We start from the raw sequence: 23,734 nt of genomic DNA, 5'->3' as shown, positions 1-23,734 counted from the left end.
CTTGTGAAATCGGGCGCTTATTCAACAACTTTAGGCACGGTGAAGAAGTTGTCTTCATGCACTGGCGCGTTAGAAACGATCTTGTCCGCATAACCGCCATCGCTCTGGCCGTCAGCCCGCTTCTTCATGGTGGTTTCAACCACAGAGGTCATTGGCTCAACGCCGTCAACATTCACCTCATCCAGCTGCTCAACAAAACCAAGGATCGTGTTCAGCTCACCAGTCATTTTCTCCGCCTGCGCGTCATCAACCTTGATGCGCGCCAGACCGGCAACACGTTTTACGGTGTTTAGATCAACCGACATGTTTCACTCCGAAATTACGGGGGCAAAAGACTGCCCGCCTCGAATTCATGGCAAAGAGCTATAAACGCAAAAAAACAGCAGAACAATCACTGCCCTGCTGTTCATCCCTCATATTCTCAATATTACGGAACCATTCAGTACCGATTACTAAGAAGCATATTCCAAAGATCTGCCACGCACACCCGACACCACCAACCACAACGCCAGACCCAGCAATAGGGGAAGTGCCGAGAGTGAAAGCCCTGCCCAACCAACAGTACTAAGCAAAATGCCCGTTGAAAGCGCACAGATTGCCGAAACCAACGCCACGACTGAATCATTGGCTCCTTGAGCAAGCGGCGCATCTTCAGGTGCAACAACCTCAACCAAACGAGACGTCGAGCCGATAAAACCAAAGTTCCAGCCAACACCCAGCAGGATCAAAGCCACATAGAAGGCCCAAATCTCAACACTCAGCGCACCAATTACACCTGCCCCAGCAAGCATCAACAAACCCAGCACCATGACCGAGGTCGTTCCAATCCGGCGGATGATAAAGCCAGTAACAAAGCTCGGACCAAACATGGCAACCAAATGCCAGCGGATTACATCGCTGGATTGACCAACAGAAAACCCACAATAGTCCATCGCAAGCGGTGTCGGAGACATCTGCATAGTCATGAAACCAAAAGAGAGCCCGGCACACGCTGTCGCACTCCAGACCGCTGGTCGGCGCAGCACCTTCAAGGACGCAACAAACCCTTTGTTAGTCTGGTCTTTCTTCAAAGCCGGCGGCAGGCTCAAACCAAGCACAGGCAGCACCCCAACAACGGCAACACCCGCCAACGCCAGATAACTGCCCACAAACGGAATGACTCCGCCGAAATCTTTCACCACACCAACAAGGCTTGGGCCAAGCAGCGCAGAGAGCAACCCCATAGACATGCTCAGCGAGATCGCCATGGGCTTCCACTTTTCGCTGGCGCTATCAGACGCAGCAAACCGCATAAAAGTGTAGGCCGCCGTGGCAATGCCTAAAAGCACATGTCCAACAAGCAACACGACAAACTGATTGGAATAAAGCGCATAAACGCAGAGCAACGAACCGATAATGCTCAGGACTACACCCAACAATATCCCGTTCCGACGCCCATACCGCCCCATAAACAGCGAGATTGGTGTAGCAAACAGAAAGTTACCAAACATCTGCAAGGCAAGCGGCACAGTTGCCATGGTGGGGTGGGGTGCAAGATAAGACCCTGCCAGAGCACTGATCGCAATCAAAATAGGCATCTTCATAGAAAGGATTGCTGTTGCAATCAAAATGAGCGGAAAATTGCGCGCCCTATAGGCAGTCCCCGGCTCCGCTACCTTTGAAAATCTCATTATTATTCCTCGAAGAAACTTTGACCTCCTTGAGATTACCCCCTACAACAATTGGCAGTTAGGACATTCAAGCTTCAAATCATGCCAAACACACAAATCGAGCATTACCGTCATATAGATGCACTCGTGTATCATGGGATCAACCTTCTGGATCTGGCAGGCCCGATGCAGGCTTTCTGGACGGCAGACAGTTATCATCCCAAGTATAAGCTCAGGATTCTCTCTGTTGATGGCCAGCCGGTAGAAACCCAGCCCGGGATCAAAATCGCCGTTGATGGCAAGATATCCGACTGGAACCCAGCCGCTGATCTTCTCATCCCCGGAGGACGTGTCGATAAAGAGCTGGGCAGCAATACCCTTCGCTCGCTTCTTCAAAAAGCCGCGGCAAGAACGAACGGAGAGCGCATCATCTCCATCTGCTCCGGCGCACTTATTTTGGCAGACGCTGGCATTTTAGATGGCAAGCAAGCCAGCACCCATTGGAGCCGCGCCTCAACAGCACAAACAGAATTCCCCAATGTGAACTGGCAGCTCAACCAACTCTTCGTCAATGCAGGCAATGTCTACAGCTCTGCAGGTGTCACTGCAGGCATCGACCTGACCTTGCACCTCATCGAGCAAGATCTGGGAGCTGCGATCTCACTGAAGACCGCGCAGGAGCTGGTGGTCTACCTGCGCCGCAATGGAGGACAAGCCCAGTTCTCCTCCGCCCTTTCCCTGCAAGCCGCCGGTCAATCCAACATCGCCAAACTCTCGGAGATCATTTTGTCAGAGCCGGAAGCAGACTGGACCATCGAGAACATGGCAAAATCAGCTGGTGTCTCCACGCGCACCCTGCACCGCCGCCTGAAAGAAGATATTGGCGCAACCCCAGCTCAGTTCGTAGAGCGTCTTCGGTTGGATCTTGCCAGAACAGCCCTTCTCAAACGCAGCTCCATCAAGCAGGCAGCTCACTTGTCCGGTTTCGGGCATATCCAAAATCTACGCCGTGCCTTCCAGCGAAACTTTGGCATCACACCCTCTGAGTATGCGGAGAGGTTTTCCTGATGCCTGAGCCGACCACACCAAGAGGCCGCCCACAAAACAACGAACTCACCCGCCTGATTCTGACTACAACGCTCAAAGCACTGGCAACGGATGGCTATCACGGCACCTCAACCCAGCAAATTGCGCAGACAGCAGGCACGTCCAAACAAGCGTTGTATCGCCGCTGGCCAAACAAAGCAGGTCTGGCTCTCGAAGCCCTGCGCTACGGGTTCCGCCAGGTTCCCCCCATCTACCCCGGCATGTCTTCTTTTCATAATGACCTGCAGGACGCTACCTCAGGCATCCTCAACGCCCTGTACGACACTCCGTTAGGCACTGCATGGCTCGCTCTGCTCTCAGAGCCTTCGTTAGCGGAGGAACTTTCCCTCATAGAAGGCGAACAGCGCACGCACTTCAGACAGGTTTTCGTTTACTGGAATACCACTGCAACCATGGAGACAAGCATCGACCAACTTCTCGGTTTTGTGTTTTTCACCAGCCTCGTTCGCAGGAGAAAACCGGTACTACGGGAAATTACCGAGTTAATTCAGAGCATTACAAGCCGATCATAAAAAATCAAAGCCGCTCTCCTCTTGGTGAAGACACTTGATTGGCACTTGTACACCCTCTTAGGGCAAGAAGATTGGGCCTCGCAAGAACGGGCAATTTCCGCGGGCCGAGGTTGTCGAACAAACAAAGCATTCTTCCTGACCTGGCTTTGTTTGTCTGGCGAAGTTCATTGTTTCATTGAGGGTAATATAATGAAAATCAAATCTATCGCTGTTGCAGCAGCCATTGCAGGTGCTGCCCTGTCCGCAAGCACATTCGGCGCTTTCGCTGATGAAATCTCGACCTACACCTCTGGTGGTTATGCGATTGGTGGCACCGATCCTGTTGCATACTTCACACAAAACAAGCCTGTTCAGGGTAAAGCTGAATTTACCGCTCAGTACGACGGCGTAACCTGGAAATTCTCCAGCGCTGAAAACCGTGACAAGTTCGTTGCAGAACCAGCAAAGTTCGCTCCGCAGTACGGTGGCTGGTGTGCAGTTGGTGCGTCCTTCGGCAGCAAGCTGGAAACCAAGCCTGAGCTTTGGGACATCGTCGACGGCAAGCTCTACCTCAACGCACACGATGGTGCAGTAAAGCGCATGCAGTCCCGCACAATCGAAACGATCACCAACGCAGACACAAACTGGGTTGAGATCCGCGACGTACCAGCAGACAAACTCTAAGTTTCCTTCAGTGCATATGCCGCAATAGGCGATGCCTAGCGCCTATTCCGACATCTCCCCAAATCTCATGGTGGCATATGCATTGAGCCCTAGAGAAAGCCGCAGAAATCTGCGGCTTTCTTTCGTTTCAGACGCACGTCCCTTCAAAGCCAATACCGAAAAGACTAACACTGCATCTACAACGAGTTACGCCTTTTCATGTGTATTTTGCAGCGAGCAATCCACGCCCTCACAACCAGTTCTCAAAACGGTGATGAAGCGTTATTGGCCTTAAGATAAGTATTCACGCATAGTGTTTTCAGAACATAGATAAAAACCAGTGGTTCCCCATAATCAACTGGTAAACAGAACAAGCCAGACTTGGCTTCAACGATCAGTCCGAAGGAGTTGCCCATGCCGATCAAATCTTCAGTTCTTGCAGTTGGACTAGCACTGTCAGCACTTGTAACTGTTCCGATGACGGCAATGGCCGATGACGTAACCAACTTCGTTGAAGAAGGCTACGCAATCAAAGGAACTGATCCGGTCGCTTACTTCACACAAGGCAAGCCAGTTCCAGGCAAAAAAGAGTATTCCACGCAGTATCAGGATGTGACGTGGCTGTTCTCTTCCGCTGAAAATCTCGACAAGTTCAAAAAGGATCCAACCAAGTACGCGCCTCAGTATGGCGGTTGGTGTGCAACTGGTGTGAGCTTCGGAGTAAAAATTCCGATCCAGCCAGAACAATGGAAGATCGTTGACGGCAAACTTTACCTGAATGCCCATGCAGGAGCCCAGCGTCACTTCCTGAAAGACCCGAACGCTTCCATCGCCCGGGCAAATGAAAACTGGCCAACAATCATACACACGCCAGAAGCAGACCTTTAAGCGAACCCCACCCAAGCTCCCTTGAAGGCTACTCAAGCTACGCGTGCCCCCAACTAAGCGTAGCTCCCGCGGTGAAAGCAAAAAAACGCGGAATGTGTCCCTTTCAAACTTAAAAGGCCTCAGTTCATGCTGAGGCCTTTTCTTGTTTCAGTGACAAAAATCAATGCAGCTATGAAGCTGCAACACTGTTATGGACTGTCACCGTCTCCCCTGGCTTCAGCTTTGCCACCCGAAATGCATCATCCTCCATGCATTCGGTAAACTGATCCGCGCTTTGGTCTAAAATTGGGAAGGTACCGTAGTGACACGGAATGATGGTCTGGAACTCAAAGAACCTCTGACATGCCATTGATGCGGTGCGAGCGCCCATGGTGAACCGATCCCCGATCGGCACAATCCCAATCTGAGGCCGATAAATCTCGTTGATCAGCTCCATGTCAGAGAAGATGTCCGTATCGCCCATATGTAACAATGTTGGCTCATCCTCAGCCATCACCACAACGCCCGCCGGATTACCCAGATACACGTCCGCAACGCTGCCTTCACTATCAAACGAACAGGCTGAACTGTGCACCGCATTGGTCAGCGCCACACCAAACGCCCCCATGTTCACGCAGCCGCCATGGTTCATAGGATTGATCTTCTCAATACCTTTGTCCTGCGCCCACATACAGATTTCCCAGTTCGCCGTAAGCGTTGCACCAGTCACTTTCAAGATATCGATGGTATCGCCCACATGATCGTCGTGGCCGTGGGTCAGCAGAACATGATCAACACCTTCACTCACCTGCTCCACACTCATCTCTGCCGGAAAGCTCGGATTGCCAGACAAGAACGGGTCAATCAGAAGCGTTGCCCCGGGAATGTAAACCTTAAAAGCAGAATGGCCCAGAAACTGTAAATCCATACTACCAATCCCCCAATGCGGAGCGCCGAAACGCGGCACATCCGTGATATCTAAAATATTATCTAAACTAGTAGGAATTTGGTTACACAACCCTTAAATGTAACCGGGCACAGGCAAAACTCCGGTAATGCCCTAGGAGATCTTCCAGTCAATCTCTGCAATGCCATGTTCTTTCAAGTAGGCATTGGTTTTGGAAAATGGAGCCGACCCGATAAAGCCGCGCCGTGCCGACAACGGCGATGGATGGGCACTCATCAAAACCAGATGCTTACTCTCATCAATCAGATCCAGCTTCTTCTGTGCATGCGCGCCCCAAAGGATAAACACCAGATGCTCTCGTGCTTCGGACAAGCCCTTGATCGCAGCATCTGTAAACGGCGCCCACCCCTTCTTGGCATGAGACCCGGCCTTGGCTTCCTCCACACTCAAAGACGTGTTGAGCAGCAAAACACCCTGCTCCGCCCAATGCGCTAAACACCCATGAGTTGCTGGCGCTAAGCCAAGGTCACTCTCCAACTCCTTGTAGATATTGCGAAGCGACGGCGGTAGTTTCACGCCTTTGCGAACTGAGAAAGAAAGTCCATGTGCCTGCCCTTCCCCGTGGTAGGGATCCTGCCCAAGAATGACGACACGCACCTCACTCAGAGCAGCTGCATTAAAGGCAGCGTAGCAGTCAGCTGTCGGAGGATAAATGGACTTACCTTCCGCTTCCTCAGCATCCAGAAAGGCCTGGAGTTTCTGAAAGTAGGGTTTATCCATTTCAGGAGCCAGAATGCCCTGCCATCCCTCTTCAAACTGCACTTGCATCACGCCTATATCCACCTGCTCAATCGTCTTGCCCCCTAACCTTTATCAGAACAGCCATCGCACAGTTCAGCAGGAAACAGCATGTCCCCGAGAAAAATATAGATTACCTGCTTGGCGTTGCTCTCAAGCCGTGCTAACCCGCCGCCATGGCAAATGATCCCTCACTTTCTCTCGAAGATTTCTGCGACGCGCTTTATGATGACGACCGCCTGATCGGTATCGATCTTGGCAGCAAGACCATTGGTCTGGCGCTAACTGATTCAGGTCGGCAGATTGCATCTCCGCTGGAGACCATCAAGCGCAAGAAGTTCACGCAGGATGTCGAACGTCTGCTGGATCTTTGTAAGGAACACAGTGTCTTTGGCCTCGTGATCGGCCTGCCGCTCAACATGGATGGCACCGAGGGTCCGCGCTGTCAGGCGACCCGCGCATTTGTGCGCAACCTTGCCCAGAAAACGGAAATCCCAATCACCTACTGGGACGAGCGTCTCTCCACCGCTGCGGTCACACGCACACTTATCGAAGCAGACCGTTCCCGCGCCCGCCGAGCTGAGCTGGTCGACAAGATGGCTGCCTCCTACATCCTGCAGGGCTTCCTGGACCGCATCAACTATGGCGGCACCTCTCTCTTTGAGGACGAGTAGGTCCAGCTCTCAAGCAACAACACTTGAGAAAATTTAAGGCGCCCTGCGCTTTACCACTCTGCTTTTTTCAGGCTACGTGAATAGACGGATACGCGCCTCAATGCGCTGTTTGTCCATCCACTTGCAAAGACACATCCTTGTCTGTGCAACAGCCTGAAAAGCATAAGCATGTTCTCTGCCCTGTCAGCCATCATTTCTGTCTTGCTCCTCACAGCCACAGGATGGTTCCTCCGTCACCGCAATCTCATCCCAAGAGAGCGCTGGAGCGGTATGGAAGATCTGGCCTATTGGGTATTGTTCCCTGCGATCATCCTGATCAACGTGGGCACCTCAGATTTCTCGGCAATGCCTGTCATGGAAATCACCCTATCCGTACTGGGAACCTTCTCGCTTCTGGCCATTCTGTGCCTCGTCCTGCAACCCTTTCTAAAACAGAAGTTTGCAATCGAAGGTCCGCGCTTCACTTCCATTTTTCAAGGTGTTGTGCGTTGGAATGGTTTTGTCGCCATGGCAATCGCAGCCAATAGTTTTGGAGAGGAAGGAGTGGCGCTGGTGGCGGTCATCATGGCAATCATGATCCCGGCAGCAAACCTGCTCTGCGTTATTGTGCTATCGATCTATGCAGGAGGGTCTGTCCCCTCGCCAAAAACACTTGCAAAAGAGTTGATCAAGAACCCTTTCATCATCAGCGTTGCAGCAGGAGGCCTCATCAACGCCTCCGGTGGCTATATCCCGGAAGTTATTGCAAACTATCTGACATTTTTGGGAAGTGCAGCCCTACCAATTGCAGTTCTGTGCGTCGGTGCAGCTTTGGACTTAGGAGCGTTGCGTCGCCCGGGCCCAGCGCTTACAACAGCTCTGCTTTTGCGCAACGTACTTGCACCGGGCATCGCATTGAGTTTCGCGCTCGCACTTGGGCTTGACGAAATCTCGGCAACCATCGTCACACTGGTGTTTTCTGTTCCGGCAGCAGGGGCAAGTTTTGTTCTGGCGAGGAAAATGGGCGGCGACGCCAAGTTGATGGCCGAAATTCTGACCCTTCAGACAGTCGCCGCCGCAATCACTATTCCGACGTGGTTATTGGTCGTGGCCTACTTGATCGGGTAAAGCCACTCAAGGATCCCCTTGGCGTCATAGCGTGCATCCAGCATGCCGTAGCTTGAACGCCACTGACCTGCCATACGGGTCTCAATAAACGCATTGGCAATCGCTGGAGGAGCAACTTCTTTCAGCGCAGCAGCTGCAGCTGTGATCGCCAGCTGTTCAGTCAGCAACCGGGCACCACCCTCATCTTCCAGACACGTCCGTGCTGCAGCCTGCAACACTTCAACAGACACCTTGCCGGCAGGACCAAGATCAGCTTCCAGCATGCCAAGCACATTCATGAAGCTGTCTGGAGTACGGTGCATAGCCCGCAGCAAATCCAGCGCCATGATGTTGCCTGAGCCTTCCCAGATGCTGTTGACTGGGGCTTCACGGTAGATACGAGCCATGTCGTGATCTTCCACGTACCCGTTGCCACCCAGACACTCCATCGCCTCAGCCGCAACGTTCTCTGCACTCTTGCAGATCCAGTATTTTGCAGCAGGTGTGATGATCCGCAGGAAGTCAGCGGCCTGGCTGTCTTCACCTTCCAAATCCATGCAATGCGACAGTTTCAGCGCCAGTGCCTCACTTGCAGCCATATCAAGAGACATATCCGCAAGAACCCGCTGCATCAGTGGCTTCTCAATAAGACGAGCCCCAAATGCACTGCGGTTGGAGGTGTGATGAACCGCTCTGGAAATCGCAGCCCGCATCAGGGCAGAAGACCCAATACAACAGTCCACACGGGTAGGTGTCACCATTTTCAAAATGGTCTTGATGCCCTTACCCACGTCCCCGACAAGGAAGCCAACAGCATTGTTAAACTCAACCTCGGAAGAGGCATTGGACTTGTTACCCAGCTTGTTTTTCAGGCGCTGGAAGTCCAGTCCATTCACTTCGCCGGTTTCCAAGATACGCGGTACGAGGAAACAGGTTGGCCCCTCTTCCAACTTGGCCAGCACGAGGAACGCATCACACATTGGTGCAGAGAAGAACCACTTATGACCATTGATCACATAAGTGTCGTCAGAAACTTTTTCAGCGCGAGTGATGATCTGACGCAAGTCGGACCCACCCTGCTTCTCCGTCATGCCCATGCCAAGGCTCGCACCCATCTTCTGGCTGGCAGGGCGGAAACGTTGATCATACTTGCGGCTCAGGATGCGCTCATTCCACACCTTGGCAAGTTCAGGGGCCTGAGTAAGAGCCATGGCAGACGCGTTGGTCATGGTCACGGGGCAAAGGTGCCCACCTTCCACCTGACTCATCACGAAATACTTGCGCGCACGATTATAAAACGCACGCTCACCACCCGGCTCCATGGACTCAACAGACGCACTGTGCAGGCCAGCTTCAAACGAGCGGCGCATCAGCGCATGGTAGGACGGGTGAAATTCGACAACATCAAGACGGCGACCATACGGATCGTGTGTTTTCAGCACCGGTTCATTAACATTTGCCAGTCTCCCCAGATCCAGTGCATCTGCGGCTCCACACTGCTCACCAAACTTGATAAGCTCCTCCCGTGCAGAATCGTTGGAGCCCGTGCCACCCAGATCAGCAAGGAGAATTGGATCACTCTCGGCAAGGTTATACCCACAATATGGCGGGGCCTGATTAATTACCCCTGTCGTCATAGTGGCTTGTGAAACTTTATCCATTTTTCCTCCCGCGAGTTGCCCCAGCGATTTTGATAGGTTAGCGCGCACGTTGCAACTGCGATTTGCACAATAAAAACTATACATCTGTTGAGCTCTTTACGAACTCGGTGTTTCTGCCTATAGAAGGGTCTTCGATGAGCAAGAAAACCACACATCGATCCTCAGCGTTCCCGCATCGCCATCTCCTCGGTATCGAGGGATTGCAGCCTCCCCACATTAATTACCTTTTGGACCTTGCCGACGAAGCCGTCGAAGTCTCCAGACAGGTAGAAAAGCAGAAAGCTGTTCTGCGTGGGCGAACGCAAATCAACCTCTTCTTTGAGGCTTCCACCCGCACCCAATCTTCCTTTGAGCTTGCAGGCAAGCGCCTGGGCGCGGATGTTATGAACATGTCGGTCTCCACCTCTTCGGTGAAAAAGGGTGAAACCCTGATCGACACCGCAGCAACCCTGAACGCCATGCGCCCTGATTTGCTGGTTGTTCGCCACCACGCCGCTGGAGCAGTCCACCTGCTGGCCCGCAAAGTCGGCTGCGCGGTCGTCAACGCCGGCGACGGCCCTCACGAGCACCCAACTCAGGCTCTGCTGGATGCCTTGACCATCCGCCGCCACAAAGGAACCCTCGGCGGCCTGACAGTAGCCATCTGCGGCGACATCCGCCACTCCCGCGTCGCACGCTCCAACATCATCCTTCTCTCCAACATGGGAGCCCGCGTGCGTGTCATAGCTCCCTCTACACTACTGCCCTCTGGTATTCATAGTATGGGCGTCGAAGTATTCACAGACATGCGCGAAGGACTAAAAGGCTGCGACATCGTCATGATGCTGCGTTTGCAACGCGAACGTATGAGCGGTGCCTTTGTACCATCTGTTCGTGAGTATTTCCGATACCACGGCCTGGACTCCGAAAAACTCTCCTACGCCAAACCTGATGCTCTGGTCATGCACCCCGGCCCTATGAACCGTGGTGTTGAGATTTCAGCAGAAGTCGCAGATGGTCCGCAAAGTCTGATCCGCGAGCAAGTGGAGATGGGCGTTGCCATACGCATGGCAGTGCTTGAAGCTCTTGCTCAAAACCTTCCTGACAACAACTAGAGGACACGCGCATGTACAAGAATGTAAACCCGCTGGTCCTGACAAACGCTCGCATCATCGACCCAGCAAACAATGTTGATGAAGCAGGTGCAGTGATTGTGCAGGACGGCACCATCCTCGCCGCCGGCGCAGAAGCTCTCAATCAGGGCGCTCCCGATGGCGCAAAGACCGTTGATTGCCACGGTGCCGTCGTTGCGCCCGGCCTCATCGACATGGGTGTCAGCGTGGGCGAACCCGGTGCAGAACACCGCGAAACGCTGGAGAGCGCCAGCCGTGCAGCAGCCGTTGGCGGTGTAACCACCATCCTCACCAGCCCCAACACGGACCCGGTGATTGATGATCCTGCACTGGTGGACTTCATGCTCCGCCGCGCCCGCGACACAGCGATCGTCAACGTGCACCCGATGGCCGCCCTCACCAAGGGCCTGGCTGGCAAGGACATGAGCGAGATTGGCCTGCTCAAGGAAGCCGGCGCCATCGCCTTTTCCAATGACAGACTGCCAATCACCAACTCCTCCGTTCTGGTCCGTCTGCTGACCTACGCTCGCGACTTCGACGCACTGGTGGTTCATCAGGCACAGGATAAGGATCTGGCAGGCTCCGGCGTCATGAATGCAGGTCTGCGGGCCTCATGGCTGGGTCTGGGCGGTATCCCACGCGAAGCCGAGTTCGTCGCAATCGAACGCGACATGCGCCTCGTTGCCATGGCAAAAGGCAAGTATCACGCACGCCTGATCTCCTGCCCACAAAGCGCTGAAGCCATCCAGAAAGCGAAGAACGACGGCCTCAATGTCACCGCAGGCATCTCCATCAATCATCTCACGCTCAACGAAAACGACATCGGCCCCTACCGGACCTTCCATAAGATGTCGCCACCGCTGCGCACGGAAGATGATCGTCAGGCCATGGTGAAAGCACTGGCAGATGGCACAATCGACATCATTATGTCCGATCACAACCCACAAGATGTGGAAACTAAGCGTCACCCCTTTGCAGAAGCCGAATATGGTGCTTTAGGGCTTGAAACAATGCTTGGAGCTGGAATGCGCCTCGTTCTGAATGAGGACATCTCACTTTCCAAACTGCTTGCAACAATGACCTGCAATCCAGCGGATCGTCTTGGTCTTCCTGCTGGTCGCCTCTCAAAGGGCGCTCCAGCAGACCTGATCGTGTTCGACCCGCAAAAACCATGGATCGTAGAAAAAGATAAAATCCGCTCCCGCTCAAAGAACACCCCTTTTGAGGACGAAACTTTGACAGGCCGGGTTTTGACAACCATCGTTGCAGGCGGCATCCTAGATCACGACGCAATTTAACGTGTAGCTCTGAACCAGCCCACGAGGCTTTGGCACAATGCACGCGATACGATAAAATTTTAAAGCAGTATGCTCATCCGCGAGGACAGGCATACTGCTTTAATATTCAACTACTGGAGAACACCCGTGCCTGATCCAATCAGCTGGTCCCTTGATTTACCCTACTATCTGGCTGCATTGGCCTTTGGCTACCTGTTAGGCTCCATTCCGTTTGGCCTGCTCTTTACAAAAATGGCAGGTCACGGCGATATCCGAAACATCGGATCCGGCAACATTGGCACCACCAACGTCCTGCGCACCGGCAGCAAGAAACTCGCAGCCCTCACTCTGCTGTGTGACGCGCTCAAAGGCACTGCTGCTGTCGTACTTGTAGCTCTTTACATGGGCGGTGAAGCAGCATTGATTGCAGGCCTAGGCGCGTTCCTTGGTCACCTTTTCCCGGTCTGGCTCAAATTCAAAGGCGGCAAAGGCGTTGCTACTTACATCGGCATCCTGCTCGGCATCTTCTGGCCAGTAGGCGTCATCTTCATCGCTATCTGGATTGCGACGGCCTACATCACCAAATTCTCATCCCTGTCAGCACTGGTAGCAAGTCTTGTCACTCCCTTTATTCTGCTGGCTTTCGATCAGTGGCAAATTGCGCAAATGATGGGATTACTCAGCATATTGCTATGGGCAAAACATCACGAGAACATTGCCCGCCTGCTGAAAGGCAAGGAAAGCAAGATCGGTTCCAAGGGATGATGTAAATGGAGACAGCCACCAAAAGCCGGGCACCACACCTAAGTGACACCCAACGGCTTGCGTGGCTTCGCCTTATCCGCTCTGAGAATGTCGGGCCAAGAACATTCCGGGAGCTTTTCAACCATTTTGGCTCAGCACAAGCGGCACTTGATGCCCTGCCAGAGCTATCCCGAAGAGGCGGTAAGAAAACTTATCGCCTTTTTTCTATGGACAAAGCTGAAGCCGAACTGGCCTCCCTCTATAAAATGGGCGCACGCCTCGTCGCCATGGGTGAGACCGCCTATCCTCCCCTTCTCAGACACATTGATGCACCGCCCCCCCTGCTCGCAGTTCGAGCCAGAGAGCCGTTGCAACAAGAGCTCACCGGCACGCAAAAGACGCTTGCGATCATCGGCGCCCGCAATTGCTCGGTCGCCGGAGCAAAGTTTGCAGCAAAACTGGCTGGAGACCTTTCAGCAGAAGGCTTCACCATCATCTCAGGTCTGGCACGAGGCATCGACAGCGCAGCGCATCAGGCCGCTCTCACGTCTGGCACCATCGCCGCCTTTGCCGGAGGCATCGACACCATCTACCCAAAAGAAAATATGGAGCTTTTTGCAAAGATGATCGCAGCCAACGGAGCAGCCATCAGCGAAATGCCCATGGGCTGGAACCCGAGAGCTCGGGATTTTCCCCGCCGCAATCGCCTAATCTCAGGAATGTCATTGGGTGTTATTTTAATTGAAGCCGCAGAAAAATCAGGATCTCTGCACACCGCCCGATACGCACTGGAACAGAACCGAGAGATATTGGCAGTCCCGGGGTCTCCATTGGATCCTCGGTCAGTCGGCGCCAATAAACTAATTCAGCAAGGCGCTGCGCTCATTCAATCGACTGACGATATTCTGGAGATCATGGAACCCAAAATCTCTATGTCCCTGCCACTTCATCAGGGGATTGATGATCCTGCTATGAGCTGGCCAGCATTGGAGCAGGCAGATGCAGACGAGACCTCAAACCCACTCAATGCCAAAGAACAGGACAGACAGGCCGTCATCGATGCACTGAGTGAGACACCCATAGATCAGGATGAGCTACTGCGATTTACCGGTGTCACCTTACAGACACTTCAACTCATCCTGCTGGAGATCGAACTGGCCGGACGCTTGGAGCGGCACAAACCCAACAAGCTTTCTTTGATACATTCTGACAGAGCGTGACAATTTTGCGTCTTAGCCGGTTTCGTTGTTTTCGAGATCCAAGCCCTCAACCTCAACAGGGTCCGGTAATCCACCGGATTGAGCTTCCGCTTCTTTTTGAGCCAGAAGCAATAAGTATCTCAGCAGGTCGAGCCTCTGCGATCGCGCCATGTCACTCAATTCACGACACATTTTGGCGCAGTACTCTGCTACGTCACGTGTTTCGATTGTTCTGTCATTTTTCGGCAACGGGTAATTACGCAAGCTTTTTAACCTTCTTATGCAACCATGACACAAGCCTCAGATGATAAAAAGCGCTTTGCAATCTGAGGGTTACAGCAAGTAAAGCCATTACCTTAGGTTGCGTAAATTAGCAAGCGCAACCAAAATATGACCCAAGGAAAATTAAGGGAGTGGCTTTTCCGCTCTTGACCAATTGATCTGAAAAGGCCATTTGACAGCCGCGAAGTCATCCGAGATTGTGTCGGTTCGACTCATAAAACGGTTTTTGATTTATCAATTCCAAGACGAGATTTACGCGAAAGCCAGGAAATCAATGAACGTAGTCATTGTGGAATCACCGGCGAAAGCCAAGACCATCAATAAATATCTGGGCAAGGACTATATAGTTCTGGCGTCCTACGGCCATGTGCGCGATCTGCCTCCAAAGGACGGCTCCGTGCTGCCGGACGACGACTTTGCCATGTCTTGGTCTGTCGATTCCAAATCTCAAAAGCGCCTGTCGGATATCGCCAACGCGGTGAAGGGGGCTGACCGCCTTATTCTCGCAACTGACCCCGACCGCGAAGGAGAGGCCATTTCTTGGCACGTCTTGGAAGTTTTGAAAAAGAAACGCGTCCTGAAGGATAAGAAGGTCGAGCGCGTGGTATTCAACGCGATCACCAAGAATTCCATTCTCGAAGCAATGAAAAATCCGCGCGAACTGGATGTGCCGCTTGTCGACGCCTATCTAGCTCGTCGCGCACTCGACTACCTCGTGGGCTTTACGCTCTCTCCGGTTCTGTGGCGCAAATTGCCAGGTGCCCGCTCTGCAGGCCGCGTGCAATCCGTTGCCCTGCGCCTTGTGTGTCAGCGCGAGAACGAGATCGAGACGTTCCTCTCTCAGGAATACTGGTCCATTCTGGCAAACCTGAACACACCGGAAAACGCGCCGGTTCAGGCACGCATCACCAATTTTGACGGTCAGAAGATTACGCGCCTCGACATTAAGAACGAGCAGGAAGCCACAGCGATCAAGCAGATGCTTGAAGGTGCGAGCTTCTCTGTCAGCAATGTTGAGAGCAAGCCACAACGGCGCAATCCATATGCGCCCTTCACCACCTCGACCCTTCAGCAGGAAGCTTCCCGTAAGCTCGGCTTTGCAGCAGCACGCACCATGCAGGTTGCGCAAAAGCTTTATGAAGGCGCTAACATCGGCGGTGAAACCACTGGTTTGATCACCTATATGCGTACCGATGGTGTGCAGATCGCTCCGGAAGCAATTCAAAGCGCGCGCGCCGTCATCGGCTCCCGCTATGGGGACGAGTACGTTCCTGAAAAGCCACGGGTATATACATCCAAAGCCAAAAACGCTCAGGAAGCGCACGAAGCGATCCGCCCGACCGACTTGTCCCGTCACCCACGGGACATGGCAAAGTTCCTCGACGAGGACGGCGCACGCCTTTACGAGCTGGTCTGGAAGCGTACCATCGCCTCGCAGATGGAATCTGCTGTTCTGGAGCGCACAACTGTTGACATCGAAGCTGCAAACGGCGCCAAGAAAGCTGCCTTGCGTGCATCTGGTTCTGTTGTCCGTTTCGACGGCTTCCTCACCCTTTATCAGGAAGGTAAAGATGATGAGGAAGACGAGGAAAGCAAACGCCTGCCACCAATGACGAAGGGCGACAGCCTCGGCCGTAAAGGCATTGAAGCCAACCAGCACTTCACTGAACCTCCACCACGCTTCACCGAAGCAACACTGGTGAAGAAGATGGAAGAACTGGGGATTGGTCGCCCGTCCACCTACGCCGCAACGCTGCAAACTCTGCGCGATCGCGAATACGTAGATTTGGACAAGAAACGCCTGATCCCACAGGACAAAGGTCGTCTGGTAATTGCATTCCTTGAAGACTTCTTCAATCGCTACGTGGAGTATGACTTCACAGCAAGCCTTGAAGACCAGCTCGACAAGATCTCAGCTGGCGATCTGGAATGGAAGGCCGTCTTGCGTGACTTCTGGAACCCGTTCCACGAAATTTGTGATGAGGTGATTAAGCGCTCCAACACAGAAGTGTTGGATGCCCTGAACGAAACCCTCAAAGCACACGTCTTCCCAGACAAGGAAGATGGCTCTGATCCACGCAAGTGCCCGAAATGTGAAACCGGTCGCTTGTCACTGAAAGTCTCCAAATTCGGCGCGTTTGTTGGTTGTTCCAACTACAACAAAAACAAGAAAGACGGCAAAGAACCAAACGAAAATCCGCCACATTGTGATTATACGCGTCAGCTCACCTCAGGCGGCACATCTGATGCGGGTGCAGCAGCAGACGGACCTCAGGTTTTGGGCATTGATCCGGAAACCGGTTTGGAAGTCTCCTTGCGCACAGGCCGTTTCGGCCCATATGTACAGCTAGGTGAAGAAGCCAAACCAAAGCGCTCGTCCTTGCCACGTGGCTGGAGCACTGCCGATCTGGATCTGGAGAAAGCCCTTCAGTTGCTTTCCTTGCCACGCGAAGTCGGCACTCATCCAGAAGATGGCAAGACCATTTCCGCAGGTCTGGGCCGTTTTGGACCGTTCGTGCTACATGATGGCACCTATGCCAACCTGGACAGCCCGGACGAAGTCTTCTCCGTCGGCATCAACCGCGCCGTAACCCTTTTGGCAGAAAAGCGTGCCAAGGGCGGAGGCCGCGGAGCTGCCGCAAAACCTCTCAAAGAACTTGGTGACCACCCCGATGGCGGCGCCATCAACGTATACAGCGGTCGTTATGGCCCCTACGTGAAGTGGGAAAAGATCAACGCAACCCTTCCAAAGGACGTTGCACCAGAAGCTGTCACGCTGGAACAGGCAACAGAGCTTGTAAACGCCAAGGCAGCAACAAAAGGTAAGAAGAAAGCGCCTGCCAAAAAGGCAGCTGCAAAGAAAACAACGGCCAAGAAAGCAGCGCCCAAAGGGGCACTGAAAGAACTTGGCGATCATCCGGATGGTGGAGCGATGGAGCTGCGCGACAGCGGCCGCCTCGGCGTTCGGATCAAATGGGGCAAGGAGTTCACCTCCCTGCCAAAAGGAACAGACCCGGAGACGGTAACCCGCGAACAGGCAATCGAGCTGATCAACGCGAAGAAGGATTAAGATCCCCGTTACTCTCCGGACAACGAAACATAAGGGCTTCCGTTCATCGGGAGCCCCTTTTCGCGGCATAAAAGCCGCACTGGATGAGATACATTGAGCCGAAAAAAGGCCACTGAAAAAAGACACAAGGGACCGGCAGAAATGCCATCCCGCGAAGACATTCTGAAGTTTATTGCCGACAATCCCGGCAAAGCTGGTAAACGCGAAATCGCCCGCCATTTTGGTATCGTCGGCGCAGCGCGCATCCCCCTCAAACGAATGCTGAGAGATTTGACCGAGGCCGGTCATCTCGAAAAACGCCGGAAACGCATGTTGCGTCCAGGCGATCTTCCCCCTGTCTTTGTTGTAAAAATCACGAGCAGAACTGCTGACGGTGAGCTCCTCGGCATCCCGATGAACTGGGATGAAGAGCATGGAGAGCCACCGAACGTTCTCGTCTTGTCGCAAAAGAACAAAAACAAATTCAACCCCGTCCCAGGCATCGGCGACCGCGCCCTTGTGAAACTGCTGGACGATCAGGATGGATCCCCCGAAGCCAAACACGTCGTGCGCGTGATGAAGCGTCTGGAGAACCAGGACACCGACGTCCTTGGCATCCTGCGCATCAACAAGGCAACCAAAGCAGCAACTCTGGAACCAGTTGACCGCAAGCAGCGCGCTGTCGATCTGGATCCGCGTGAGCTGATGGAATCTGAAGACGGTGACCTCGTAAAGATCGAAGTCCACAAAGTCGGACGATACGGCACACCACGTGGCCGCATCGTCAAACGCTTTGGGTCCACCACTTCGGAAATGGCTGTCTCCGAAATCGCATTGCACACACAGGGTATTCGTAATGAGTTCCCAGGAGCTGTCATTGCTGAATCGGAAAACATCAAGCCTGTTGGCCACAAGGGCCGTGAAGATTGGCGTGACATCCCGCTTCTCACCATCGACCCTGCGACAGCAAAAGATCACGATGACGCGGTCTATGCTCAGTTGGACAACAGCCCGGAGAACGAAGGCGGCTGCATCGTTTACGTCGCAATTGCAGACGTGGCAGCCTATGTCACACCGGGCTCTCCGATGGATAAGGAAGCACTGCTACGCGGCAACTCGGTCTATTTCCCTGACCGCGTAATCCCGATGCTGCCTGAGCGCATCTCTAACAATCTGTGCTCCTTGCGCGAGAACGAAGACCGCCCATCCATCGCAACACGGATGGTCTTTGACAAGAACGGCAAGAAAACATCCCACTCGTTCCATCGCGTCATCATGCGTAGCGCGGCTAAGCTCTCCTATCAACAGGCCCAAAAAGCCATTGAAGGCGTGACAGACGACAAAACCGGCCCACTGCTGGAACCGGTTCTTGAGCCATTGTGGGCTGCCTATGAGATCCTGAAGCGTGGCCGAGACAAACGCCAGCCACTGGAACTCGACATCCCGGAACGCCGTATTCTGCTGAAAGAAGACGGCACCGTTGACCAGATCGTCGTTCCTGACCGATTGGATGCGCACAAACTCATCGAAGAGTGCATGATTCAGGCGAACGTCGCAGCCGCAGAAGAGCTTGAGAAACGCAACTCTGCCCTGCTCTATCGTGTGCACGATGCGTCGACACCGGAAAAGCTGGAGAACCTGAGAGATTTCCTCTCCACGCTGGACGTCAAACTGCCGCACATTGGCGGCCTGCGTCCTTCTGTGTTCAACAACATTCTCGACAAGTTCAAAGACACCGCAAGCGCAACCATGGTGTCAGAGGTCGTGCTGCGTTCGCAGGCACAAGCGGAGTACAACGCCGAGAACATCGGACACTTCGGCTTGAACCTCCGACGTTATGCACACTTCACATCCCCTATTCGCCGCTATGCAGATTTGATAGTGCACCGCGCACTCATTCGTGCACTCGGCCTCGGGGATGATGGCCTGCCATACGGCATCGAAGAGAAGCTACCTGCCATCGCAGCAGAGATTTCTGCGGCAGAACGACGGGCGATGCTGGCTGAACGCGAAACCATTGACCGACTGATTGCCCTGTACCTCTGCGAAAGAATTGGGGCTGAATTTTCGGGACGAATTGCCGGAGTGACCAAATCTGGCCTGTTCGTCAAACTGCTACAAAATGGCGCAGACGGCTTCATTCCTGCATCTACCATTGGTATGGATTACTACGAATATGTAGAATCGGCTCATGCCCTCGTGGGCAGAGCAACTGGTGAAACCTACCAACTTGGTGACGCAGTGCAGGTCAAACTGGTGGAAGCCGCCCCATTTGCGGGCTCTTTACGGTTTGAAATGCTCACAAAAGGCAAATCCAAGGGCGAAGCAGCGGGACGGGTTGCTAAGCACAAGGGTTGGCAAGCAAGAAACAACAGCAAGCCAAAAGGTTTACGCCGGTCAAAAAACGGAAATAAGCGGAAGCGCACATAAAAAGAACGTGCGCTCCCCTGCATTTACGGGACGGAAAAGGCAGGTATAAATGAATACCCATCAAGATCGGAATACCGGAGAAGCGGTACTGCGTGGCATGCGCTGCAAATGTCCTTCCTGTGGCATTGGCTCTGTCTTCGACGGTTACTTGAGCGTGAAACAGTCCTGCGACAACTGTGGTGAAGAACTTCACCACCACCGCGCAGATGATGCTCCGCCCTATTTCACAATCTTTATCGTTGGTCACGTCGTCGTTGCGCTGGCCATGTGGGTAGAGATGGCCTACGTGCCGCCTATGTGGCTCCACATGGCCGTCTGGCTGCCTTTAACCATCATCATGTCTCTGTCTCTCCTGCGCCCAATCAAGGGCGCCTTGGTTGGTTTGCAATGGGCACTACGTATGGATGGCTTTGCAACTGCCGGCAAAGCACCTAGTTTTGGCCCAACACGCGCCAATCAGAGGTAAGGAATGTCCACGGAAGACCTGACGAAAGAAGTCAAAGTTGAGCGAGCGGAAGAAAACAACAACCCGGCCGCTCAGCCTTTGAGGCCAAAAGACGCCTCCACACTGCTTATTCTGGATCGTAAGGACGATGGCTCCCTGCACCTGCTGATGGGCAAGCGCCATATGGCGCACAAATTCATGCCTGGCAAATTCGTGTTTCCGGGTGGCCGTGTCGATTCTGAAGACAGCCGTGTCAGATATGTTCGCGACTATCATCCAGATGTTCTCGCCAAACTCAACTACGACAAAAAGCAGATCAAGACAGAAAGCCGCCTGCGTGCGCTGGCAATTGCTGCCATTCGCGAAACCTACGAGGAAGCAGGCCTGTTTGTTGGCCGCAAAACCGAAGGCGAAAGCGAACCAGCTGGCCCAGGCTTTGAAGCTTTTGACGAACTGGGCATCTTGCCGGATCTGGAACCACTTCGCTACGTTGCCCGTGCAATCACCCCGCCAGGCAGGACCCGCCGCTTTGATGCGCGTTTCTTCGCTGTATGGGCGGACCAGATTGCGCACAAGCTGGAAACTGGCATTGGACCAACAGAAGAGCTGGAAGAGCTCCAGTGGCTGCCAATTGAGCAATGCAAAGAGCTGGACTTGCCACGCATCACTCTGGCTGTCCTGACAGATCTTGAAAATCGCCTTGCCAAAGACCCGGATCTTTCTCCAGATGGCCCTGTGCCATACTACTACTGGAAGAATGACGGCTTCGCGCGCGAAGAAATTTAGTTCTGATTATCCAAGGCGCAACAAACATATATCGCCACGATACTATGTGTTGCGCCTTGCACTTTTCCTGATAGAAGCATTTAGAGCGTATCCCCGGAAAGCAGATCTGTTTTTCGGACAAGAACACGCATGAAACACGGCTTTAGAACATGACGCGTGAATGTATATGAGCGCAATATGGACGAAAGCACCTGCTCGTAACGAGCTTGAAACGCAGTTGTGTAAATGCTTCAGACATCGGGCACTTTAGCCAATTCCCTCTCACCGAAACAGGTTCGCGGCATCATTGCAGCCATCGCGGCGATCACAGCTGTTGGCCTTTCCCTGTCCGCAAGCCTGCCTCTGCTTGCACTCACGCTTGAGTATCGCGGTGTCAGCGACACATGGATCGGCATCAACACCGCATTCTCCGGCGTCGCCTCCATTGTTGCGACACCGGTCGGCCCTTACCTTGCACGCAAACTGGGCACACCTCAGGCGCTCCTGATCAGCCTGTTGGTCGCAGGCTTCTCCCTGCCCTTCTTTTTTGTGTTTGAAAACTTCTGGGCATGGCTCCCACTCCGTCTGCTGTTCCACGGAGCAACAACCTCTGCCTTCATCCTCTCCGAGTTCTGGATCAACGCACTGGCACCTTCAAAGCACAGAGGCTTCCTCATGGGTGTTTACGCCACTGTGCTGGCCCTTGGCTTTGCCTCAGGGCCTCTGGTACTTGCATTTGCGGGCACAACAGGCGCACTCCCATTCTTGCTGGCAAGCGCAGGCATCATTATTGCAGCCTTACCTGTGTTGATCGGCTTCAACGCTGCACCGAGAATCGAAAGTAAAGCGACCTCAAAGCTCTATGCATTTTTGTGGATAGCTCCAGCTGCCACATTCGCCGGATTTGTTTTCGGAGCTGTGGAACAATCAGGCATATCATTGCTTCCTTTGTTCGGCCTCAAGATTGGCCTGACAGCGCAAACTGCTACCCTGCTTGTCTCTGCAATGGCTGCCGGCAACATGGTACTCCAGATCCCGCTGGGAATGCTCTCTGATCGCATGAACCGCCGTCATCTGCTGATCTATTGCGGAGCTTTTGGTGTGATCGGTGCACTGCTTATGATCCCGCTCTCCGGCAGTTTTTATGGCATATGCGCTCTTCTCTTTGTCTGGGGCGGCGTCGTGGCCGGGCTCTACACAGTTGGCCTCACACACCTTGGTGCACGCTTTGACGGGGCTAATCTGGCTTCCGCCAATGCGGCCTTCGTTTTCATGTATTCCATTGGCCAGTTGGTGGGCCCTGCCAGCACCGGACTTGCTCTTTCCGCGTGGGGTGCGGACGGACTACCACTGGTATTTGCAGGATTCTTGGGCGCATATGTAATTATATGCCTGATAAGGGGGACAAGACTCGGCTCAGCGCCCTAATGCATCTTGACTTTAGCCCTGTGATTAGTAATGTGCGCGCTGAATTCCCAAAGTTTCCCCGGAAGCGCACCCTACCCGAAGCGAAGGTGTGAGGGTGCCACCGGGACAAACAAAACAACCGGCCACTTCTTAAAAAGGCCGAAAACAGACAGGATCCTTAGCGATGGCCAAGGCGACCACCATTAAGATCAAGCTGCAGTCCACTGCGGACACCGGCTACTTCTACGTGACCAAAAAGAACTCCCGCACCATGACCGAAAAAATGGTGAAGCGTAAGTACGACCCAGTCGTAAAGAAGCACGTTGAGTTCAAGGAAACCAAGATCAAGTAAGTCTTGGCTTCATCTGAATTTTCAAAAAAGGCGTTTGCAGTCTGCAAGCGCCTTTTTTGTATCCGCTCTCAAGCGCGCATTCTCACGACAGTCCTCTTCAGCACTCGAACGCAAGCAAGAATCGCTAACTGAGCACTCCTCAGACAATTCACCTGCACGCTCGAACCACTCAATTGTCAGGGGTGGACAACATTTCCTCACACAAGAGGAATTGGACTGAGTATAGTCCGGTCAATACGGTCAATTCCGCTTCAAATTCAACGAGAATTGGCCACCGCAATCACTTTGACACATAAGAAAATCGCCCTGACTGAATGACCGATCACACCAGTTTCACGCCTCCTGCAAGCCCTCCACGCACCAACTCTGGCATAGACGCGCAGAATCCAGCGCAAACAGCACCAGATGCACAGGCCCATGCCTGTGAGCGTCAATCCTCTACTATTGGAAAGAAGTGGTGGCCGGCGAGAACCGGATGACACGAGGAGGCCACTCAGAACCCGCTTACTCGCCGGCCAACCCCACGGACCCAGGAGATGCGGCGGACCTGAGCGCTCCGTAGGGAAACTATGAAGCAGTATTGCCGGGACTTATTCAATCAACCAAAGGCCAATACTGCAATTTTGCAGTCAATAATTTCATGAAGCTGATGATTTCGTATATCACCATCGCAACATTTACGACTTTAGTAAAGCTTTAAGGTAATTGCGCTCCTGAAAATGGAGGGGATTCTTCACCTATACACAACAAAAGGAAAGAAACCGCCGAT

The 23,734-nt window shown here is 53.3% G+C and carries 22 protein-coding genes; 16 read left to right on the top strand and 6 right to left on the bottom strand.

Annotation, left to right across the window (positions count from 1 at the left end):
* Window positions 1–17 precede the first annotated feature (17 nt).
* Together gatC and PsW64_RS15420 are read right to left on the bottom strand one after the other, a co-directional pair.
* Entirely contained in the window at window positions 18–305 is a 288-nt protein-coding gene (gatC, locus tag PsW64_RS15425) for an Asp-tRNA(Asn)/Glu-tRNA(Gln) amidotransferase subunit GatC (protein WP_057463353.1), read from the bottom strand.
* 147 nt (window positions 306–452) lie between these two features.
* The gene (locus PsW64_RS15420) at window positions 453–1,670 is read right to left on the bottom strand and encodes an MFS transporter (RefSeq protein WP_063304138.1); all 1,218 of its coding nucleotides are present in this window, start codon (window positions 1,668–1,670) and stop codon (window positions 453–455) included.
* An 81-nt stretch (window positions 1,671–1,751) separates the two neighbouring features.
* Here PsW64_RS15420 and PsW64_RS15415 point away from each other — a divergent pair, with 81 nt between their 5' ends.
* The 4 genes from PsW64_RS15415 (at window position 1,752) to PsW64_RS15400 (ending at window position 4,798) form a co-directional block, all read left to right on the top strand.
* On the top strand, window positions 1,752–2,717 hold the full coding sequence (locus PsW64_RS15415) for a GlxA family transcriptional regulator (protein WP_063304137.1): 966 nt from the start codon (window positions 1,752–1,754) through the stop codon (window positions 2,715–2,717).
* The gene (locus PsW64_RS15410; RefSeq protein ID WP_063304136.1) at window positions 2,717–3,268 is read left to right on the top strand and encodes a TetR/AcrR family transcriptional regulator; all 552 of its coding nucleotides are present in this window, start codon (window positions 2,717–2,719) and stop codon (window positions 3,266–3,268) included. The genes PsW64_RS15415 and PsW64_RS15410 overlap by 1 nt, the downstream gene beginning before the upstream one ends.
* A 189-nt stretch (window positions 3,269–3,457) precedes the next feature.
* On the top strand, window positions 3,458–3,931 hold the full coding sequence (locus PsW64_RS15405; protein WP_057463357.1) for a YHS domain-containing (seleno)protein: 474 nt from the start codon (window positions 3,458–3,460) through the stop codon (window positions 3,929–3,931).
* 393 nt (window positions 3,932–4,324) lie between these two features.
* Window positions 4,325–4,798, top strand: a complete 474-nt coding sequence (locus PsW64_RS15400) for a YHS domain-containing (seleno)protein (RefSeq protein ID WP_057463358.1) — start codon at window positions 4,325–4,327, stop codon at window positions 4,796–4,798.
* Window positions 4,799–4,967: 169 nt separating this feature from the next.
* Here the strand turns inward: PsW64_RS15400 and PsW64_RS15395 are convergent, their stop codons facing one another.
* The gene (locus PsW64_RS15395) at window positions 4,968–5,705 is read right to left on the bottom strand and encodes a metal-dependent hydrolase (protein WP_063304135.1); all 738 of its coding nucleotides are present in this window, start codon (window positions 5,703–5,705) and stop codon (window positions 4,968–4,970) included.
* A 132-nt stretch (window positions 5,706–5,837) separates the two neighbouring features.
* Window positions 5,838–6,512, bottom strand: a complete 675-nt coding sequence (gene ung, locus PsW64_RS15390) for a uracil-DNA glycosylase (RefSeq protein ID WP_063304134.1) — start codon at window positions 6,510–6,512, stop codon at window positions 5,838–5,840.
* Window positions 6,513–6,658: 146 nt separating this feature from the next.
* Between ung and ruvX the strand changes: the two genes are divergently transcribed.
* The gene (gene ruvX, locus PsW64_RS15385) at window positions 6,659–7,156 is read left to right on the top strand and encodes a Holliday junction resolvase RuvX (RefSeq protein WP_063289427.1); all 498 of its coding nucleotides are present in this window, start codon (window positions 6,659–6,661) and stop codon (window positions 7,154–7,156) included.
* A gap of 168 nt (window positions 7,157–7,324) precedes the next feature.
* Window positions 7,325–8,263, top strand: a complete 939-nt coding sequence (locus PsW64_RS15380) for an AEC family transporter (RefSeq protein ID WP_063304133.1) — start codon at window positions 7,325–7,327, stop codon at window positions 8,261–8,263.
* Here PsW64_RS15380 and PsW64_RS15375 read toward each other — a convergent pair.
* Window positions 8,248–9,903: an acyl-CoA dehydrogenase family protein gene (locus PsW64_RS15375; RefSeq protein WP_082831130.1), complete on the bottom strand. Its 1,656-nt coding sequence runs from the start codon at window positions 9,901–9,903 to the stop codon at window positions 8,248–8,250. The genes PsW64_RS15380 and PsW64_RS15375 overlap by 16 nt on opposite strands.
* A 134-nt stretch (window positions 9,904–10,037) precedes the next feature.
* Between PsW64_RS15375 and PsW64_RS15370 the strand changes: the two genes are divergently transcribed.
* The 4 genes from PsW64_RS15370 (at window position 10,038) to dprA (ending at window position 14,256) form a co-directional block, all read left to right on the top strand.
* Window positions 10,038–10,997 (top strand): aspartate carbamoyltransferase catalytic subunit, encoded by a 960-nt coding sequence (locus PsW64_RS15370; protein WP_082596876.1) that lies wholly within the window; start codon window positions 10,038–10,040, stop codon window positions 10,995–10,997.
* An 11-nt stretch (window positions 10,998–11,008) separates the two neighbouring features.
* Window positions 11,009–12,313 carry a dihydroorotase gene (locus PsW64_RS15365; protein ID WP_063291713.1) on the top strand — a complete coding sequence of 435 codons (1,305 nt, stop codon included), beginning with the start codon at window positions 11,009–11,011 and terminating at the stop codon, window positions 12,311–12,313.
* Window positions 12,314–12,439: 126 nt separating this feature from the next.
* The gene (plsY, locus tag PsW64_RS15360; RefSeq protein WP_063289430.1) at window positions 12,440–13,057 is read left to right on the top strand and encodes a glycerol-3-phosphate 1-O-acyltransferase PlsY; all 618 of its coding nucleotides are present in this window, start codon (window positions 12,440–12,442) and stop codon (window positions 13,055–13,057) included.
* Window positions 13,058–13,062: 5 nt separating this feature from the next.
* Entirely contained in the window at window positions 13,063–14,256 is a 1,194-nt protein-coding gene (dprA, locus tag PsW64_RS15355) for a DNA-processing protein DprA (RefSeq protein WP_063304132.1), read from the top strand.
* A 12-nt stretch (window positions 14,257–14,268) separates the two neighbouring features.
* On the opposite strand, the gene PsW64_RS27385 is transcribed toward dprA, so the two are convergent.
* Window positions 14,269–14,499, bottom strand: coding sequence for a hypothetical protein (locus PsW64_RS27385; RefSeq protein ID WP_153042378.1), 231 nt, complete (start codon window positions 14,497–14,499; stop codon window positions 14,269–14,271).
* A 292-nt stretch (window positions 14,500–14,791) separates the two neighbouring features.
* On the opposite strand from PsW64_RS27385, the gene topA reads away from it, so the two are divergent.
* From topA to rpmG, 6 genes are all read left to right on the top strand, one after another.
* On the top strand, window positions 14,792–17,587 hold the full coding sequence (gene topA, locus PsW64_RS15350; RefSeq protein WP_063304131.1) for a type I DNA topoisomerase: 2,796 nt from the start codon (window positions 14,792–14,794) through the stop codon (window positions 17,585–17,587).
* Between the two features lie 141 nt (window positions 17,588–17,728).
* Window positions 17,729–19,996, top strand: a complete 2,268-nt coding sequence (gene rnr / locus PsW64_RS15345; RefSeq protein WP_063304130.1) for a ribonuclease R — start codon at window positions 17,729–17,731, stop codon at window positions 19,994–19,996.
* A 49-nt stretch (window positions 19,997–20,045) separates the two neighbouring features.
* Window positions 20,046–20,462: a DUF983 domain-containing protein gene (locus tag PsW64_RS15340; RefSeq protein ID WP_057463365.1), complete on the top strand. Its 417-nt coding sequence runs from the start codon at window positions 20,046–20,048 to the stop codon at window positions 20,460–20,462.
* 3 nt (window positions 20,463–20,465) lie between these two features.
* The gene (locus PsW64_RS15335) at window positions 20,466–21,227 is read left to right on the top strand and encodes an NUDIX hydrolase (RefSeq protein WP_063304129.1); all 762 of its coding nucleotides are present in this window, start codon (window positions 20,466–20,468) and stop codon (window positions 21,225–21,227) included.
* A 225-nt stretch (window positions 21,228–21,452) separates the two neighbouring features.
* A complete protein-coding gene (locus PsW64_RS15330) occupies window positions 21,453–22,634 on the top strand; it encodes an MFS transporter (RefSeq protein WP_063304128.1) in 1,182 nt (393 codons plus the stop codon).
* A gap of 163 nt (window positions 22,635–22,797) precedes the next feature.
* Complete coding sequence (rpmG, locus tag PsW64_RS15325; RefSeq protein WP_008552972.1) at window positions 22,798–22,965, top strand: 50S ribosomal protein L33; 168 nt, start codon at window positions 22,798–22,800, stop codon at window positions 22,963–22,965.
* Window positions 22,966–23,734: the final 769 nt, after the last annotated feature.

This window comes from Pseudovibrio sp. W64 (genome assembly GCF_001623145.1).
Lineage (GTDB): Bacteria > Pseudomonadota > Alphaproteobacteria > Rhizobiales > Stappiaceae > Pseudovibrio.
The sequence above is the reverse complement of the archived record's forward strand: the minus strand, read 5'-3'. Positions and strand labels throughout refer to the sequence as shown.

Excerpts from the sequence above, each read along its gene's own strand:
- gatC (WP_057463353.1), bottom strand. The coding sequence starts at position 305 with ATGTCGGTTGATCTAAACACCGTAAAACGTGTTGCCGGTCTGGCGCGC.
- PsW64_RS15420 (WP_063304138.1), bottom strand. The coding sequence starts at position 1,670 with ATGAGATTTTCAAAGGTAGCGGAGCCGGGGACTGCCTATAGGGCGCGC.
- PsW64_RS15415 (WP_063304137.1), top strand. The coding sequence starts at position 1,752 with ATGCCAAACACACAAATCGAGCATTACCGTCATATAGATGCACTCGTG.
- PsW64_RS15410 (WP_063304136.1), top strand. The coding sequence starts at position 2,717 with ATGCCTGAGCCGACCACACCAAGAGGCCGCCCACAAAACAACGAACTC.
- PsW64_RS15405 (WP_057463357.1), top strand. The coding sequence starts at position 3,458 with ATGAAAATCAAATCTATCGCTGTTGCAGCAGCCATTGCAGGTGCTGCC.
- PsW64_RS15400 (WP_057463358.1), top strand. The coding sequence starts at position 4,325 with ATGCCGATCAAATCTTCAGTTCTTGCAGTTGGACTAGCACTGTCAGCA.
- PsW64_RS15395 (WP_063304135.1), bottom strand. The coding sequence starts at position 5,705 with ATGGATTTACAGTTTCTGGGCCATTCTGCTTTTAAGGTTTACATTCCC.
- ung (WP_063304134.1), bottom strand. The coding sequence starts at position 6,512 with ATGCAAGTGCAGTTTGAAGAGGGATGGCAGGGCATTCTGGCTCCTGAA.
- ruvX (WP_063289427.1), top strand. The coding sequence starts at position 6,659 with ATGGCAAATGATCCCTCACTTTCTCTCGAAGATTTCTGCGACGCGCTT.
- PsW64_RS15380 (WP_063304133.1), top strand. The coding sequence starts at position 7,325 with ATGTTCTCTGCCCTGTCAGCCATCATTTCTGTCTTGCTCCTCACAGCC.
- PsW64_RS15375 (WP_082831130.1), bottom strand. The coding sequence starts at position 9,903 with ATGGATAAAGTTTCACAAGCCACTATGACGACAGGGGTAATTAATCAG.
- PsW64_RS15370 (WP_082596876.1), top strand. The coding sequence starts at position 10,038 with ATGAGCAAGAAAACCACACATCGATCCTCAGCGTTCCCGCATCGCCAT.
- PsW64_RS15365 (WP_063291713.1), top strand. The coding sequence starts at position 11,009 with ATGTACAAGAATGTAAACCCGCTGGTCCTGACAAACGCTCGCATCATC.
- dprA (WP_063304132.1), top strand. The coding sequence starts at position 13,063 with ATGGAGACAGCCACCAAAAGCCGGGCACCACACCTAAGTGACACCCAA.
- topA (WP_063304131.1), top strand. The coding sequence starts at position 14,792 with ATGAACGTAGTCATTGTGGAATCACCGGCGAAAGCCAAGACCATCAAT.
- rnr (WP_063304130.1), top strand. The coding sequence starts at position 17,729 with ATGCCATCCCGCGAAGACATTCTGAAGTTTATTGCCGACAATCCCGGC.
- PsW64_RS15340 (WP_057463365.1), top strand. The coding sequence starts at position 20,046 with ATGAATACCCATCAAGATCGGAATACCGGAGAAGCGGTACTGCGTGGC.
- PsW64_RS15335 (WP_063304129.1), top strand. The coding sequence starts at position 20,466 with ATGTCCACGGAAGACCTGACGAAAGAAGTCAAAGTTGAGCGAGCGGAA.
- PsW64_RS15330 (WP_063304128.1), top strand. The coding sequence starts at position 21,453 with ATGCTTCAGACATCGGGCACTTTAGCCAATTCCCTCTCACCGAAACAG.
- rpmG (WP_008552972.1), top strand. The coding sequence starts at position 22,798 with ATGGCCAAGGCGACCACCATTAAGATCAAGCTGCAGTCCACTGCGGAC.